The organism is Rhodococcus sp. IEGM 1241 (assembly GCF_033142365.1).
Taxonomy (GTDB): domain Bacteria; phylum Actinomycetota; class Actinomycetes; order Mycobacteriales; family Mycobacteriaceae; genus Rhodococcus_F; species Rhodococcus_F erythropolis.
Window position 1 is genome coordinate 173,615 of record NZ_JAWLSE010000006.1, and the last position, 16,034, is coordinate 189,648.

Consider the following 16,034-nt stretch of genomic DNA (forward strand, 5'->3'; position numbering starts at 1 on the left):
CTGCGCAACTGGACGGTCGCCAACTCGCATCCGAGCGCCTTGTGGTGCTTGGATGACGGACGTGACAGCTCAGGATCAGCAAGACGAATCGACCCACGAAGCCAAATTTGCGCACGTCAGCCGGGGTTATTACCCGACAATCGTCGCGCTCTTCACCGCAACGCTGCTGATCTCGAACGTGGCGGCGACAAAGGGGGTCGCCTTCTTTGCGGATTCCGACTTCTCGCTCGGTCCCTTGCAGATTCTGCCCATCATCACCGATGGTGGATTCTTCTTGTTCCCGCTTGCCTACGTCCTCGGTGACGTACTCAGCGAGGTGTACGGCTTCAAAGCGACCCGACGCGCGATCTACCTGGGCTTCGGCGCACTGATTCTTGCCGCCGCGTGCTTCTGGATCGCTGTGCAACTCCCGTCGGCAGAGTTCTACGAGAACCAGGCCGCCCTCGAAACCGTGGTCGGCGTCATTCCCCGGCTGCTGGTCGCAGGATTGGCCGCCTACCTCGTCGGCCAGCTGCTGAACTCCCTGGTCCTGGTCATGATGAAAAAGCGCATGCAGGAGAAGCACCTGTGGGCGCGGCTGATCGGCTCGACCGTCGTCGGCGAATTCGCCGACACCCTCATCTTCTGTTCCATCGCAGCCGGTGTCATCGGCATCAGCACGTGGGAAGACTTCATCAACTACGTGCTGGTCGGCTTCCTGTGGAAGACGCTTGTCGAGGTTCTGGTCATGCCGATCACCTACCGCGTCATCGCCTACGTGAAGAAGCGCGAACCGACCTACGTCTGAGGTGCAGGCGTCTTCGCCGCATAGAACTTTCCGAGCATGTCCGCTTTGAAGTCGTGGAAGTATCCGCCTTCGATGCTGGCTCGGATGTCGTCGACCAACTTCACGGTGAATCGCTCGTTGTGGATGGTGCACAGCGTCGACGCGAGCATTTCCTTCGCCTTGAACAGGTGATGCATGTACGCGCGGGTGTAATTGGCGCAGGTGTAGCAGTCGCACTCGTCGTCGATAGGCGTGAAGTCACGACGGAATCGGCTGGTATTGATGTTGAATCGGCCGGAGCGGACGTAGATCGCGGCATTGCGAGCAACACGCGACGGATTGACGCAGTCGAAAGTGTCCGCGCCGTTCTCGATTGCGACGAAGAAGTCGTCCGGTTCACTGATGCCGAGCATATGACGCGGCTTGGTCTCGGGTAGTTCCTCGTTACACCAACGCACAATTGTGCCGAGGTTCTGCTTCTCGAGGGCGCCGCCGATGCCGTACCCGTCGAAGCCGTATCCGTTCTCGCCTTCGATCGACTCGAGGCCACGGCAGGCTTGACGACGCAGATCTTCGTACTGCGCGCCTTGGATCACCCCGAAGAGAGCCTGATAGGGCTTCTCGGCGCGTTCAGCGGTGAGCTTCTCGTGCTCGTTGATGCAGCGGATCGCCCACGCCTGCGTGCGCTCGACCGATCGCTCCTGATAGCCGCGGGTGTTGAGCAACGTGGTGAGCTCGTCGAACGCGAACATGATGTCGGCGCCCAGTTGATGCTGAATCTGCATCGACACCTCGGGGGTGAAGCGATGCTTGCTGCCGTCGAGGTGCGATTTGAACGTCACGCCCTCGTCGTCGACCGTCGCGAGACGCTCCTTGCCCTTTGCGATGACGTCGTCGGACTGCACGCCGACGGCTTCCATCGCGAGCACCTTCTTGAACCCGACGCCAAGGGACATCACCTGGAAGCCACCGCTGTCGGTGAAGGTAGGTCCGTCCCAGTTCATGAACTTGCCCAACCCGCCCGCCTCGTCGACGATGTCGGGTCCCGGCTGCAGGTACAGGTGGTACGCATTAGCGAGCAACGACTGCGCACCGAGTTCCTTCATGGACTCGGGCAGCACGGCCTTGACCGTGGCCTTGGTTCCAACGGCCACGAACGACGGCGTCGCGATATCGCCGTGCGGTGTGTGGATGGTGCCGGTTCGTCCGAGCCGGTCCTCGAGCCTGGTCCCTATCGTGAAGATCGACTCGGGACGCTTGTCGACGGCGGGCACGGGCGGTGTCGGTACTGCAGAAGTCACGGGCTCAATCCTGTCACAGGAGCAAATATCGCCGTGATCACAGCGAAGAAAGTTCCTACGCGATCAGCATCCGCATTGGTCTACTGACCGAACCCGAGCGGTACCGCCGCGTGAGGGTCCCCACCATACTTCCCACTACACATCCCCCGGCTCGACCGGTTTACCCCGCCAGCCCGCTGACAGGAGCTCACTTGACGAGACAGACCGGCCAGACCTACAACTTCGTCACCGTCGACGTCACAGACTCGATTGCCACCGTGACTATCGACAAACCTCCAGCCAACGCATTCAACCCCAGCATGATCGCCGAGCTTCTGGAGATACTGCCGGTACTCGCGTCGGACCAGACCGTCCGCGTCATTGTCGTGACGGGCACTGGACGGTTCTTCGTCGCCGGTGCGGACATCACCGTGATGCGCGAGCTGACGGAAGAAACTCAGCGCGCGATGCGCCCGTGGGTCGACGTACAGCGGATCCTCGAGTCGGCTCCCAAACCTGTCGTCGCGAAGATCAACGGGCACGCACTCGGCGGCGGAGCAGAACTGACGTTGGCCTGCGACTTCCGCATCATGGCGCAGTCGGCGACCATCGGCTTCCCCGAGATCGGACTTGGACTTTTTCCGGGTGCCGGTGGCAGCCAGCGACTTCCACGCCTCATCGGCGCTCACCGAGCCAAAGTGCTCATGATCGAAGGCAAGCGCCTCAGCGCCGAGCATGCACTCGATATCGGCCTGGTCGACACCGTCGTTGCGGACGCCGACCTCGATGCGCATTGCGCTGACCTCGCACGCGAACTCGCGACGAAACCCACTGCCACCATCGGAATGATCAAACGCATTGTCGACGAGGGCATGTCGTTGCCGCTCGATCAAGCGCTGGATCTCGAATTCGAGGCAGTGCTCGACCTGATCAAGACGGACGACGCTGCTGAGGGACTTCAGTCATTCCTCGACAAGCGGTCCCCCACCTTCACGGGACGCTGACAGCTCCCATTTACCGAGAGGCCATCATGCTCAACAAATTTCAGAAGAAATGGGTGGGCGCAGTCGCTTCTCTCGCCGCCCTGACGATCGCGGTCAGCGGATGCACCCGGCCCGCTACCGACAACTCCGCGGAAAGTGGTGGCCTGGTACGGATCGCGGTGGGTGTAGACCCGTCGTACGCCCCGATTTTCCTGGCCGACCACGAGGGCATGTTCGAGGCCGCCGGCCTCGACGTCCAGGTCATCCAGACGGAAGGCGGGGCGGCGGGCGCCCAGAACGTCGTAGCCGGAACTTCGGAACTCTCCGGCAATGCCGACTCGACGGCACTGTCCGTCATGGCCGCCAATCCGAGCCTGCGGGCGCTGGGCGTATTTCAGGAATCCGACCGATACTTCCAGGTTGTACTGAGGAATGGCGTCGAGCCGAAGTCGATCAAGACCATGGGCGTCTTCCCCGGCATCGGCCTCTACTTCACGAACCAGTACCTGGCCAGTCTCGGCATCGACCCCACGACGGTCACACTCGTGAGCACAAGCCCGCCCGAACAGCCTGCTTTGCTGGCGCGCGGTGACATCGACGGCTTCCTGTCCTTCGACCCCTGGGTGACGCAGAGTGTCAATACCGGCGGGCGCGTTGTTGCCACGACCGGCGACTTCGGCGCCAAGTACGCCCAATGGATCATCGCTTCGGACAACTGGTTGTCCGCGAACGAAGAAACCGCAGGCAAGGTGTTCAAGGTGATCTCGGAAGCGTCGGCAATCGTGAACTCGGATCCGGATCGGGCTGCAACCGCAATTGCCGCGTCTATCCAGATGGACCCGGCCGAGGCCGCAGACCGGGTGACCCAAATCGATTTCGGTGGACGCGGATTCACCGAGGACGACGTGGAGCGCGCAAACGAACTTGTTGCATTCTTCCGCGAGCAGGGCAAGATCTCCGCGGACATCGATCCGTCCGCTGTCCTCCTCTCGGGATGGTTCGAGCAGAACGCCGCCTGAGCGGAGAGTGAGAACGGGTCCGGTGGGCAGACCGAAATCATGTCGCCCACCGGCCCGCAGAACTACGTTCGACACCAGTCGGTTCGGCGATATCTTTCGATTGAAACGGAGTAGTTGTGGTGCATCCCCCGGTACGGGTCGTAGAGATTTCCAGTCCGTTTGCGCGATTCGCCGGGCGCATCCTGGTCGGGCTGGGTTTCGAGGTCATTCTGGTAGAACCACCCACCGGTGACCCCAGTCGCACCGAGTCCCAGGGTGATTCGTACTTGCATTGGCATGCGGGCAAGAAGTCCGTTGTCCTCGATATCGACGACAGCAACGATCGCCTCGCTTTCGAAGCACTGCTGCGCAGTGCCGACGTCCTGCTCGACGGCAGCGCGACCGGCGCTCTACGCGACAACCGAGGATCTCTCGTTCACGTACGAGTGACACCCTTCGGCACAACCGGACCGCGAAGTGACTGGAAGGCAACAAATCTGACCGTCGCGGCACTCGGCGGGATGATGGCCCAGGTCGGCGATCCCGAGCACCCTCCACTGCTGCTCCCCGAACTCCAGGCTGAGCAGCTCGCCGGAATCAATGCCGCAATCGGCGTGCTTCTCGGACTGCGTTCGCGATCCAAGGGCCACAACCCGTTGCTGGAGATCAGCGCTCAGGAATGTGTTGCCGCCGCGCTGGAAGCGGGCACTCTTGCCTACATTCACGAGGACCGCGTACCACCGCGTCCGGGCCGGGTACATCCGCTCGTTCCGCACGGACTGTTCCAGGCCGCCGACGGTTATGTCGGTGGCGGCCTCGGCGGTAGCCCCCGCATGTGGGACGGCATGTTGGCCTGGCTGATCGACAACGATGCTCAGGACGATCTCGATCAACCGGAGTGGTCCGACGCGGTCTACCGAAAGACGCATCAGGAACACATTTTCGACGTTCTGTCCGCCTTCATCGCGAAGTGGCCGAAGGAAGAATTCGCGGTCAGCGCGCAGTCACGCAAGTTGCCGTGGGCAGCGGTCGACCGGCCCGAAGAACTGCTGCGTAACCCGCAACTCAACGACCGGGACTTCTTCACCGACGTGACCGGAGATCACGGTACCTACCGCGATCTCGGGTTCGGCTTCGCTTTCCCCGAAGGCCGGCGCATCGGAACGCTCGAGGCTGCCCGGTTGGGCCAGCATCAGGAACTCTTGAAGGCCACCTCGCCTGTGGCAGTGAACGAAACCCACGAGTTCAGCGGTGGCAGCACGCCCAGCCTCGAAGGTGTCCGCGTCCTGGATCTCACGTGGGTGTTGGCGGGCCCGTACGGCACCAGAATCCTTGCCGACCACGGTGCCGATGTCATCAAGGTCGAATCGATCGGACGCCCGGACCCGACTCGCTTTGCACCGTTCATGCATCTCTCGCGAGGACCGCACGACAATCCGAACACCAGCGGGTACTTCAACGACGTCAACCGCAACAAGCGCAGCATCACACTCGATACCCGATCCGCAGAGGGCCTTTCGGTACTGCGCGACCTGATCAGGAACTCCGACGTCGTGGTCGAGAATTTCAGCTCGTCGGTCATGGACAAGATGGGGCTCGGCTACGAACAACTCCGGGAGCTCAACCCGGACATCATCTACGTGTCGATGTCCGGGATGGGTCACACCGGTCCTCGCAAGGACTGGGTGTCGTATGCCGACATCGTTTCGGCAAGTACCGGTTTGACCGCACTGACCGGCTGGAACGCCGATGACGTTGTCGGAGTCATCTACGGTCATGGCGACATCGTCGCCGGACTGCAAGCCGGCGTCGCGATGCTGGCAGCCCTCGACTACCGCGACCGGACCGGCCGGGGACAGCACGTAGACCTGTCACAACTCGAAGCCATGGCAGCGCACATGGGTACCAGCGTTCTCCGAGCCGCCCGGTCACAGTCCCCCGATCCGATCGGCAACAGCCATCACGAACTGGCACCACACGGCGTGTACCCGTGCCTCGGCAGCGACCGGTGGTGCTCGATTGCCGTTCGCGATACCACGGAATGGAATGCATTGTGCCGCATCATCGAAGCAGAGAAATGGATCGGCGATCCTGACTTCGCGAGTGCAGAAAGCCGCCAAGCCGATCACGAACGTATCGACGACGCCATCGCCGACTGGACCAGGACTCTGTCACCCGAAACCGTCATGGAACGCTTGCAATCGGCGGGTATCACGGCCGGCACCGTCCAGGACGGACGCGACCTGGTCGAGAGCGATCCACATCTTCGGGCACGCAGTTTCTATTCGGCACAGGAACATCCCCTCGCCGGAACATTCCTCCACGAAGGCATCCCCGTTCGCCGGAACTCCGAACCCGGCTCGATCCGACGCGCTGCGCCGGTGCTGGGCGCGGACACCGACGACGTCCTCGAGTCGGTGCTCGGATACAGCGACGAACTGATCGCCGGACTTCGCGACCAGTCGATCCTGTCCTGACCGCACTCATATTCAGTACATCCATTCACAGATCGCTCCTAGGAGACACAATGCGCGCGGCCCGACTCCATCAGTTCGGCACTTCACCGGTCATCGACGACATCGACATTCCCACACGTGAATCCGGTCAGACGCTCGTGCGCATCGACGCTGCCGCGCTCGGCCATCTCGACATCACCGTCGCGAGCGGAAACTTCGGAGTCAAGCCGAACCTGCCACATATCGGTGGAACAGACGGAGCGGCGACGGTAATCGAATCCGACACCTATGAGCCTGGCACCCGCCTTCTGGTCCGAGGCGGCGGAGTCGGCCTGTTCAAGAACGGTTGCTGGGCTGAGTATCTGGTAGCGGCAGACAAGGCGTTCACACCCTTTGATCCCGCACTGTCGCCGGCCGTCGCCGCAACCTTCTTCCTGCCCAGCACAACCGGCTATGTTGCCGTCAACGACATTGCAGCCGTCGCTCCCGGCGAACGAGTTGTTGTCGCCGGAGCATCCGGCGCTGTCGGATCGATGGCAGCACAGTTCGCTCTGCTTGCCGGAGCGTCCGAGGTAATCGGTGTTGTACCGCGCGAAGATCAGGCCGCCTTGCTTCCGGAGGGTGTGCGTCCCGTCGTCGGGCAAGGCGACGAACTTGCCGGGGTGCTGGGATCCGAGCCTTCCGTCGACGCCGTGATCGACACGCTTGGCGGCGACGGCTTGCCGCACCTTCTGGCGAGTGTTATCCCCGGTGGCCGGGCTGCCCTGATCGGATATACCTTGGGTAAGAGCCTCACCCTGGACTTGCCGAACTGGTTGCTCAGCGATGTCCGGATCCTGCCCGTCAACATGATTCGCAAGACTGCCCGGCAAGCCGAACTGGCACCTGAAATGATCCGGCTGCTCATCGAAGGCAAGATTTCCGTTGCAGTGCAGGAGTTTCCGCTGGATGACATCGCAACGGCACTGCAGTTGATGGGCGAGGGCAAAGTTGCCGGCCGGGCCGTCGTCGTACCCTGAGGGATACAATTACCCATGCCCCACGACGCACATGCCATTCCGCGCTCGCTTCCGGATTTGATCCGGAGGCGAGCTTTGGAGCGTCCGGAGCACCCGGCGCTCGTCGTCGACGGGATCACGGTCACCTACCGCGAATTGCGGGATCGTGCAGCGTCGATGGGGGCGGATCTCCGTAATCACGGTGTCGGCCGTGGGGAGCGCGTGGCGGCACTGTCCGGCAACAGGATCGAACTGGCAGACCTTGTTCTCGGATGCGCGTGGATCGGTGCGGTTGTCGTCCCACTCAATACGGCCCTCCGAGCCGACAGTGTTGCCAGCGCACTCGAACAGGCTGGTGTACAACGGATCCTGGTGTCACCCGAATACTCAGGCGCTGTAGCCGGATTCGACGGCACCGTGTGGGTCATGGGTGAACAGTGCGTCCCCACTGCCGGTTCGCATCCGGGCTGTGAGCCCGAGACCCTCGATCCGCTCGACCTGGCCGCGATACTCTTCACCTCCGGCACCACCGGTCTGCCCCGAGGCGTCCGATGCCCGCACGCGCAGTTCCTGCAGTGGGGCAAAGGCGTCGGCGCCTCACTCGGGCTCACCGGGGACGATGTGCTGTACAACTGCCTGCCGCTGTTTCACACCAATGCTCTCAATGCCTTTGTTCAGTCCCTTTGGGCCGGGTCTACTTTTTTCCTGGGACAACGCTTTTCGGTCCGCAATCATTGGCGCGAAGTTCGCGAGATCGGCGCAACTGTCGACTACCTGCTGGGTGCGATGGTGGCCATGTTGATGAACGCGGACCCATCGCCGCAAGACCGACAGCACAGCGTCCACGTGGCACTTGCCCCCGCAACGCCGGCTCATCTGATCGAACCGTTTGCCCAGAGATTCGGTGTAGAACTCGTGGACGGATTCGGAAGTACCGAAACCAATCTCGTGATCGGCACACTTCCGGGAGATCGGCGGGCCGGGTACATGGGGCGGGTGATGAGTGGCTACGACGCCGCAGTCGTCAACGACGGTACTGCTGCCGCAGACGGGGAGCCCGGCGAACTGGTGGTCCGCAGCACGATCCCCGGCGCCTGTTCACTGGGCTATCTGGGCGAGGAGATTCCGGCGACGGAGAGTTGGATACAGACCGGTGACAGGGTGATTCGGGAAGCAGACGGCTGGTTCCGATTTGTCGATCGCATCAAAGACGTGATTCGGCGCCGCGGTGAAAATATTTCCGGGGCCGAAGTGGAAACCGTTCTGGCGTTGCATCCGTCGGTCGGTCAGGTTGCCGTCTTCCCGGTACCGTCGGATCTGGCCGAGGACGACGTCATGGCAACTGTAATACTGCGCCCCGGAGTATCTTTCGACCCCATTTCGATTCTGGAGTTCTCCCAGCAACAGCTGCCGTACTTTGCACTTCCCCGGTACATCGACGTCGTGGACACGTTGCCACTCACCGAAACCGGCAAGGTACAGAAAGCAGTGCTACGTGAGAGGGGCGTCGGCCCACACACCTGGGACTGCGAGAAGAGCGTGTTCCGCGCCCGGCGATAGACCGCGCCTCGCTACTTGCCGCAACCGTTGAACGAACACATCACCGGACTGCAGATCGTGCGCAGAGCCAGCGGGTCGCTCGGCGAATGTGTGCACTTCATGGCATGAAGTTTTCGGGTGATTCCGGCGCCGGCAGTGCGCAGGGCCCCGGTGATGCGGCTGACGTTGAGGCGAGCCGTCGGCGCTGTCACAGACAACGCGCCGGCCAGAGTGCGCGGGCCGCTGAACACCGGCACTGCGACGCTCATGTACCCGAGCCGTGTCTCCTCGACCTCCACCGCGAGTTGTTCCTTACGCATCCGCTCGGTTTGCTGGCGCAGCACGCTGACGGACATCGTCGTTCGACTGGTCAAGGCGGTGAAACCCTGCTCGACTACCTCGTCGAAGACCGATTGCGGGGAGAAGGCAAGGATGATCTTGCCGGTGGCGGTGCAGTACAGCGGGAGCCGGCCGGCCACCCGCGACTGCTGATTGAGCCCGCGGTGTCCGATGATCTTCTCGATGTAGAGGACGTCGATGCCGTCACGAACCGCAAAGTGAACCGTCTCCTGCGTCGCCAGCAGTAGGTCCTCCATGTACGGCAGCGCCGCGTCGCGCAGAATCCGCTGACGCGGCACCAATTGGCCCAGCTCGAACAATCGCAGGCCGAGCCGGTACTTGGTACCCGCGCGCTCGAGCAATCCCCACTCGACCAGCTCGCCGGCCAACCGGTGAACCGTCGCTTTCGCGACCCCACTGCGCCGGGTGAGCTCCGTCAGAGACAGGTCACTGTGGTCGGTGTCGAAAGCGTCCAAGATCATTCGAGCCTTGCCCAGGACCGAGGACAGTTCACCTGCAGGCTGCGATGCAGCGGTCGTTTCCAACGCGATGGGTAGTACCGATCCGAACCCGACGGATTGTTGTGGAGCGGCCATGAGTGTCCTCCTGAACGATCTGTGACAGCCTGCCGAGACCGAGTGCCACAGCGACCGAAATCGGTCGGGGCCCTCGCTGGGTGCAGGTGCTTCGATACTGAGACTATGGTGACTGTACGGTGAGACGCACGCCACACGGTCCGCTCAGTGAACCCGTCTCGCAGAGTTTACACCGGGCGTCTACCTGCGTAATTCTCTAGAAACACGCGGACGGCTTCGGCGATCTGGGGGGCGTGCTCTTCGATGAGAGCCACCGTCCCGGATTCGACGATTGCCGTTTCCACGACCGCCGCACCTGTCAGGTTCGTCTGCAAGGGGCCCAGGTTGGGCATCGAGAAGGGATCCTTCTGCGCTCCGATCAGCAGAACCGGGGCAGTCACCGAACCGATCCTCGTCTCCATGACGTAGCGGGCACAGGCTTTGTGGCCCTCCGCCGGATCAACCCGGTAGGCAAGCGCGTCCCGGATGAACCTGTCGAGTAGCGCGGTGCCTGGTTCCGGGTAGTAGGGGCGACGCATCTCCCACAGTCTGGTGAGATGGCTACCGTCTGCGGCTCGGTCGACGCAATCGATCCCACCGGGTCCCGAGTGCCCCTCGCGATAGTTGCAGTCGGTCCACGGGCACGACGAGAGCACGGCAGCGTGCACCCTCTCGGGGCGTGATGCCGCCATCTCGAGCGCCACTGCCGCACCGGTGTGGTGGCCGATGACCGTGACTCGATCGACGCCCAGGGTGTCGAGCAATTCCCACGCGCCTCGCGCATAGGTCTCGATGGTCTGCGGGCCGGGCACCGGAGCACTGTTGCCGTACCCCGGCATGTCCATCGCGACAACGAGGAAGTCGTCGGCAAGGAGTGGAATGAGCTCGCGGAACTCATCCCACGAACGGGGCGCCTGATGAAGCAGGAGAATCGCATCACCCGAACCTTGTTGCGCATAATGCAATTGCCCGAAGGACGAATCCACGTATCCGAGTTGCAGGCCGCCAGTCATCAGAACGCCGAAACCATCGGAGTATCGACGCCGACGATGTCGATCTTTGCCGAACCACCCGGATTTCCGACAGGCTCGCTACGGGTAGGCAAGATCTCGAGGAAGAAGCGCTTGTTGTCTTCCTTGAAATCCGGGTCTGCTTTCCGGTCGACGGTGATCGCCTCCACCGGGCAGGCCAATTCGCAAGCGCCGCAGTCGATGCATTCGTTCGGGTTGATGTAGAGCTTGCGATCACCCTCGTAGATGCAATCCACGGGGCATTCTTCCATGCACGATCGGTCCGTGTAGTCGATGCATGCTTCACCGATGACAAATGCCATGGCCTAACCCTCCTGTTCAGTGGAGTGTCCGGGGAAGATCTCCGCTTCCGGATCCAGCGCTGCCGCAGCGTTGTTCACCGCAGTCGCGGCTTCACCGAAACCGACGGCAATCAACCGGACCTTGCCGGGATAATCCGTAATGTCCCCGGCGGCGTACACACGCGAAACATTCGTCTCCATCCGTGTATTCACCGCGATGTGGCGATTTTCGATATCGATTCCCCACTCCATCATCGGACCGAGGTCGGCCGTGAATCCCAATGCCGCGATGACGGATTGAGCTGGCAGGGTGGACGTGCTCTTGTCTTGTTTGTGGGTGATGTCGACCTCGCCGATCCACCCGTTTCCACGTACCGCCGAGACATCGGCGTTGACGAGAACCTGGACCCTGCTTTCCCGCACCTTGGCAACTGTGGACTTGTGCGCGCGGAAACGATCTCGCCGGTGAACCAGGGTCACGGACTTGGCAATCGGTTCCAGGTGAACGGCCCAGTCGAATGCGCTGTCGCCGCCACCGACGATGACAACATCTTTCCCGGTGTGCGCCGACAAGTCCGGGACGAAGTAACTCAGCCCCCGATCCATGAACTCCAAACCCTTCGCCAACGGCCGCGGGGTGAAGGTTCCGATGCCGCCGGTGATGACAACCGCGCCGGCCACCACTACCTGGCCCGAGCTGGTGATGATCCGCACCCGGCCGTCGTCGTCATGCGACAGCTCACGAGCCTGCATGCCCAGAAGGTACACCGGATCGAACGGGGCAGCCTGCGCCATCAAACCCTCGATGAGGTTGCGTCCCTTGACCGAAGGGAATCCCGCGATGTCGAGGATCGCCTTCTCCGGGTACATCGCACTGACCTGTCCCCCCGGTTCCGCAAGGGCATCGATCACGGCAACCGAGAGGCCGCGGAAGCCTGCGTAGTACGCGCCGTACAGCCCGGCGGGGCCGGCACCAATGATCAGAATATCGACGCCGATCTCGTTGTCGGTCGCCGTGGAAGACGTTGTGTTCACACTCGATACGGTATTGCGCCGACGGACTCACGCAAATGAAACCGGTCCGCTCAACAGACCTCGTAACAGTTGCGGGACACCACGAAAAGGGCCCGCCGACCTCTCGGTCGACGGGCCCAATGCTCGCAGGAATTCAGTGCGCGCAAGAATTCAGTGCGCGAAGAATTCAGTGCGCGAATACCTCGGGTTCGTCTGCTGCGATCTTCTGGATGATGGTCGAGTACGCAAACCACCCCACCTTCTCGGTGCCGACTGCTTCGTAGGTCTGCGCCGCGATCTTCTCGTGCAGGACAACCGGATCACCGGCGGCTCGCGCCGTCAGCTCCGCCTGCATCGACCGCTCCATCGACACATACCACCACACTGCGCTCTCCACGGAAGTTCCGACGGTCAGATGACCGTGGTTGGTGAGGATCACGGCCTTGTTCGATCCGAGGGCATCCGCGATGCGAATCCCCTCCTCTTCGTCCAGCGCCACCCCGTGATACTCCTCGTAGATCGAGTGATCCTCGTGAAAGGCGCACGCGTCCTGAGTGATCGGCGTGAGGCGGGTGTGCAGCGAGGAGAACGCCTTACCGTTCAAACCGTGAGCGTGAACAGCTCCGATGACGTCGGGACGAGCCTCGTGAACCTTGCTGTGGATGACAAACGCTGCTCGGTTGAGCGGTCCGTCTCCGGAAATGACCGTGCCGTCCGACGCCACATGCAGCAATTCCTCCGGCTGAACCTGGGAGAAGTGCCGCCCGAACGGCGCAGTCCAGAAAGTCTCCGGATCTTCTGGGTCTCGGGCGGTGATATGTCCCGAGATTCCCTCGTCCAAACCGAATTTCGACAAAATCCGATACCCGCCGATGACAGCGGTCTTGCGACGACGCCGCTCACTCTCGATATCGGTGAACTCGGGCGGTCCCGGAATTCCGGCCTGCTCGGCAATGCTCAGCGGGTGATTCATGCTGCGCTCCTGACTATTTGACGCCGTAACGGGCGAGGTACCGCGAGGACAGAATGCGGAGAATCCGGTCGAAGATGAAGCCCATGATGCCCAGGACGATGATGCCGACGAACGTCCAGTCGATCCGGCCGTAGTTTCGAGCCTGCCAGATCATCGAACCGATACCCTGGTCGGCGGCGACGATCTCCGCCGACACGATGGTGAGGAAGCTGTTGCCCATCGCCAGGCGAGCGCCCGTGACGATGCCGGGGATCGACGACGGCAAGACCACCGTCTTCATGATCTGAAGTTTGTTGGCACCAAGATTTGCCGCTGCCTGCAGTTTGTTCTCGCTGATCGCCACAGTCGCGGCAATCGTGCTGACCGTGACGATGAATACCGAGGTGTAGAAGATCAGAACAACCTTCGACGTCTCACCGATGCCGAACCAGACGACGGCGAGAGTGACAAACGCAATAGGCGGAATGAACCGGAAGAACTCGATGTACGGATCGAGGAGCTGTCGCACGATGGAAATGCGGCCCATCAGAATTCCGACGGGAGCACCGATCACGACACCCAGGAACCAGCCGATGAGGATGCGCTGACCCGATGCGGTGATCGACGACCACAGAACGCCGCTCTCCCACAGTTCCTGTGCCGCCGACCATACTTCGGCCGGTGATGCAATGGTGGTCGGCCCGTACCACCACGCCAGGAACGACCAGATGCCCAAACCGATTGCCGCTGAGGCTGCATACATCAGCGTCGCTTTGACAATCTTGGATCGCCGCGCCGACGAACGCTTTTTTGTCTGCGCCACCTTCGCTGTTCTCACACCGGCTGAACCACCGGTCACTACAGCCGTCACAGCTCGTCCTCCTCAATGCCTTGGTTCCGCAGCGACGCAACCACTTCTGCCCGAATGTCGTCCCGCAGCTTCTCGTAGAGCTCGATCACCTCGGGATCGTTGCGGTCTCGCGGACGAGCCGCATTGACCTCGTAGACGCTCTTGATCCGGGCCCGCGGGCCGGCCGACATCACGATCACACGGTCAGCCAACGTCAGTGCCTCGTCGATATCGTGAGTCACGAATACCACGGTGCAGCGGGTGTGCCGCCAGATACGGTCGAGTTCGGTCTGCAGAACCTGACGAGTCTGAGCGTCCAACGCACCGAACGGCTCGTCCATGAGAACCAACGACGGCTGGTTGGCAAGAACTCGTGCGATCTGAACACGTTGCCGCATACCGCCGGACAGCTGCGAGGGGAACTTCGCACCCGCGTGGGGCAAGCCGACCATCGCGAGGTACTCGGCCGCGATACTCGCCTGCTCGCTGCGGTTCGCTCCACGCATCCTGGGGCCGTAGGCCACGTTCTGGCTCACGGTCATCCATTCGAACAACGCTTCGGAGCTCTGAAACACCATGCCGGCGTGGCGGTTACTGCCGGCGACGACATCTCCGTCGCACACGATCTCGCCGGCGCTGGGTTCCACGAAGCCGGCCATGGACGACAGCAGCGTCGACTTGCCGCAGCCACTCGGACCGAGCAGACAGACGAATTCACCTGGCTGCACGTGCATGTCGATTCCGGCGACGATCTCCGCCGCGCCGAAGCTGATTCCGAGGTCGACCACGTCGATGGCAACACCGGTGTTCTTCTTGCCGGGGCCGGCTGTCCCCGCGCTATTCGTGGAGCTGGTCGTTGAACCACTTGTTGCGATACTCACTGTGCACCATCCTTGTGCCAATCCAGAAGCATTGCCGATTCGAGATCCGGCTGGTCGCTGAGAACACCGATCGACTTGTAGAAATCTACGATCGACTGAGCCGACTCGACATCCGCAGCTTCGAGATTCACCACGGCGAAGTCGATCTCGTCCACCGCGGCAATAGTCTGATCCTCGCTGACGTTCACAGCCGCCTTGGTCGCGGCCGCTGCCACGCCCGGATCCGACTCGACCTTGCGCGTTGCCTCGTCGAGCACCTTCGCGACGGTTCGCGCTGTCTCTTCGTTGGCCGACAACCACGGAGCCGTCGTGATCGCCCAATGATGATAGAACCAGCCGTAGTCTCCGGTTACTGCCACCACGTGGCCGGTTCCCTGATCCAGGGCGGTGGCCGGCCACGGCTCCCACAGGACAAACCCGTCGATGTCGCCACGACTGAGCAGTGCGGGCATGTCCGTCGGGGTCGCCGAGATCATCTCGACCGAACCGGGGGCAATGGAGTTGGCAGCGAGGTACTTGTCCGTCGAAATCTGGCTGAGACCCGGGACGATGCCCATCTTCTTGATCGCAGCCGGTGAGTCGACACCGTTACGCAGCACGACCTTGATGTAGTCACCCGACGCCTCGTACGAGTACATCGCGCGCAACGACGGATTCTGACGCAACTGGGCGATCGTGGTCGTATCGGAGCTACCGGCGATCTGGACCTGCCCGGTCGAGAGTGCGTCGACGGCCTCGCCACCACGACCGAACTGGACGAGTTCGACGTCCAAACCGGCAGCGTCGAACATGCCTTCCTGATCCGCTACGAAGAACGGAGCGTAGGAAGCATCGATTCCGACTGCGATACGCAGTGGTCCACTTCCGGCGGAATCAGCTGTGCTTTGCGTCGCCGGGCGGCTGCATGCGCCGGTTGCAACGGTCAGCAGCAGCGCAGCCGAAACAAGAGCAGTCCTTCCAAACTTTGACAGCGAGGCCATCTACTCACACCTTTGTTTGTGATCTGTGCCGCAGTTGCGGGTCGTGGAGAGCAAACCTAGCTGTGTGTACCTACACCCGAGAACCAACCGGGTCCACCGTGCGGACCGGGG

The 16,034-nt window shown here is 61.9% G+C and carries 15 protein-coding genes; 6 read left to right on the plus strand and 9 right to left on the minus strand.

The genetic code is table 11. The features are described from left to right. The first annotated feature begins 52 nt into the window (after nt 1–52). Nucleotides 53–787 (plus strand): queuosine precursor transporter, encoded by a 735-nt coding sequence (locus tag R4P70_RS24945; RefSeq protein WP_279162967.1) that lies wholly within the window; start codon nt 53–55, stop codon nt 785–787. Here R4P70_RS24945 and tgt read toward each other — a convergent pair. Further along, nucleotides 778–2,067 (minus strand): tRNA guanosine(34) transglycosylase Tgt, encoded by a 1,290-nt coding sequence (gene tgt / locus R4P70_RS24950; protein ID WP_317832323.1) that lies wholly within the window; start codon nt 2,065–2,067, stop codon nt 778–780. The two genes, R4P70_RS24945 and tgt, sit on opposite strands and share 10 nt — an antisense overlap. Before the next feature lie 191 nt (nt 2,068–2,258). On the opposite strand from tgt, the gene R4P70_RS24955 reads away from it, so the two are divergent. From R4P70_RS24955 to R4P70_RS24975, 5 genes are all read left to right on the plus strand, one after another. After that, complete coding sequence (locus R4P70_RS24955) at nt 2,259–3,050, plus strand: enoyl-CoA hydratase/isomerase family protein (protein WP_020723626.1); 792 nt, start codon at nt 2,259–2,261, stop codon at nt 3,048–3,050. 26 nt (nt 3,051–3,076) lie between these two features. Continuing rightward, a complete protein-coding gene (locus R4P70_RS24960) occupies nt 3,077–4,048 on the plus strand; it encodes an ABC transporter substrate-binding protein (protein ID WP_007731596.1) in 972 nt (323 codons plus the stop codon). A gap of 119 nt (nt 4,049–4,167) precedes the next feature. Further along, entirely contained in the window at nt 4,168–6,504 is a 2,337-nt protein-coding gene (locus R4P70_RS24965) for a CoA transferase (RefSeq protein ID WP_317832325.1), read from the plus strand. Nucleotides 6,505–6,554: 50 nt separating this feature from the next. Beyond that, complete coding sequence (locus R4P70_RS24970) at nt 6,555–7,502, plus strand: zinc-binding alcohol dehydrogenase family protein (protein WP_021332885.1); 948 nt, start codon at nt 6,555–6,557, stop codon at nt 7,500–7,502. Between the two features lie 15 nt (nt 7,503–7,517). Beyond that, entirely contained in the window at nt 7,518–9,041 is a 1,524-nt protein-coding gene (locus R4P70_RS24975) for an AMP-binding protein (RefSeq protein WP_021342542.1), read from the plus strand. Nucleotides 9,042–9,052: 11 nt separating this feature from the next. Here R4P70_RS24975 and R4P70_RS24980 read toward each other — a convergent pair whose 3' ends face one another. The 8 genes from R4P70_RS24980 to R4P70_RS25015 all read right to left on the minus strand — a co-directional run bounded on the left by R4P70_RS24980 (nt 9,053) and on the right by R4P70_RS25015 (nt 15,923). Then, on the minus strand, nt 9,053–9,955 hold the full coding sequence (locus R4P70_RS24980) for an IclR family transcriptional regulator (RefSeq protein ID WP_317832328.1): 903 nt from the start codon (nt 9,953–9,955) through the stop codon (nt 9,053–9,055). Nucleotides 9,956–10,122: 167 nt separating this feature from the next. After that, nucleotides 10,123–10,947, minus strand: a complete 825-nt coding sequence (locus R4P70_RS24985; protein WP_021342540.1) for an alpha/beta fold hydrolase — start codon at nt 10,945–10,947, stop codon at nt 10,123–10,125. Continuing rightward, on the minus strand, nt 10,947–11,267 hold the full coding sequence (locus tag R4P70_RS24990) for a DUF362 domain-containing protein (RefSeq protein WP_021342539.1): 321 nt from the start codon (nt 11,265–11,267) through the stop codon (nt 10,947–10,949). The genes R4P70_RS24985 and R4P70_RS24990 overlap by 1 nt, the downstream gene beginning before the upstream one ends. Before the next feature lie 3 nt (nt 11,268–11,270). Then, nucleotides 11,271–12,281 (minus strand): NAD(P)/FAD-dependent oxidoreductase, encoded by a 1,011-nt coding sequence (locus R4P70_RS24995; protein ID WP_317832332.1) that lies wholly within the window; start codon nt 12,279–12,281, stop codon nt 11,271–11,273. 166 nt (nt 12,282–12,447) lie between these two features. Beyond that, on the minus strand, nt 12,448–13,233 hold the full coding sequence (locus tag R4P70_RS25000; RefSeq protein WP_070385912.1) for a class II aldolase/adducin family protein: 786 nt from the start codon (nt 13,231–13,233) through the stop codon (nt 12,448–12,450). A gap of 13 nt (nt 13,234–13,246) precedes the next feature. Further along, on the minus strand, nt 13,247–14,083 hold the full coding sequence (locus R4P70_RS25005) for an ABC transporter permease (RefSeq protein ID WP_021342537.1): 837 nt from the start codon (nt 14,081–14,083) through the stop codon (nt 13,247–13,249). Continuing rightward, nucleotides 14,080–14,943 (minus strand): ABC transporter ATP-binding protein, encoded by an 864-nt coding sequence (locus tag R4P70_RS25010; RefSeq protein ID WP_007731623.1) that lies wholly within the window; start codon nt 14,941–14,943, stop codon nt 14,080–14,082. Before R4P70_RS25010 ends, R4P70_RS25005 begins: the two co-directional genes overlap by 4 nt. Beyond that, on the minus strand, nt 14,940–15,923 hold the full coding sequence (locus tag R4P70_RS25015) for an ABC transporter substrate-binding protein (RefSeq protein ID WP_317832335.1): 984 nt from the start codon (nt 15,921–15,923) through the stop codon (nt 14,940–14,942). Before R4P70_RS25015 ends, R4P70_RS25010 begins: the two co-directional genes overlap by 4 nt. Between the last annotated feature and the right edge of the window lie 111 nt (nt 15,924–16,034).